Origin of the sequence: Streptomyces murinus, assembly GCF_002154555.1 — a bacterium.
Classification (GTDB): domain Bacteria; phylum Actinomycetota; class Actinomycetes; order Streptomycetales; family Streptomycetaceae; genus Streptomyces; species Streptomyces murinus.
This window is the reverse complement of record NZ_MUNF01000697.1, coordinates 9319-9990: the sequence shown is the minus strand read 5'-3', so window position 1 is coordinate 9990 and position 672 is coordinate 9319. Positions and strand designations below refer to the sequence as shown.

Genomic DNA, 672 nt, shown 5'->3' with positions numbered 1-672 from the left:
GGCCAGGGAGAGTGAGGACGTGCCCAGGCCGGTCGGTCCGCCGACCCCGGCCTGCGGCGGATCCTCGGCGGACCGACCGGCCTGGGCACGTCCTCACTCTCCCTGGCCCGCGCCCTCAAATTGCCGGCCGCGGACCCGCACATGGCGGTGGCACCGGCTCCGGCACCGGAGCCCGACCAGGTACCCCCTGCCTCCTCCGTCTCCACTTCCTCCGTCTCCTCCTCCGAAGGCCCGGTCGTCCCCGGCCTCTACCACCACCCCGTCCCGGAGCCCGACCCCGCCCGTGTCGAGGAGGTGAGCCGCCGGATCAAGCGCTGGGCCGAGGACGAGGTCCAGCTCTACCCCGAGGAGTGGGAGGGCCAGTTCGACGGCTTCTCCGTCGGGCGCTACATGGTCGCCTGCCACCCCGACGCCCCCGGCATCGACCATCTGATGCTCGCCACCCGGCTGATGGTCGCGGAGAACGCCCTCGACGACTGCTACTGCGAGGACCACGGCGGCTCGCCCATCGGCCTCGGCGGCCGCATCCTCCTCGCGCACACCACGCTCGACCACCTCCACACCACACCGGAGTACGCCCCGGCGTGGGAGGAGTCGCTCGGCTCCGACGCCCCGCGGCGGGCGTACCGCAGCGCGATGGACTACTTCGTCCGCGCCGCCACACCCTCCCAG

General features: G+C 73.4%; 1 pseudogene. It reads left to right on the top strand.

The annotated features are described in order from the left end of the window. Positions 1-54: 54 nt before the first annotated feature. Positions 55-672, top strand: a pseudogene (locus CCN72_RS41020) (2-methylisoborneol synthase); the annotation flags it as partial.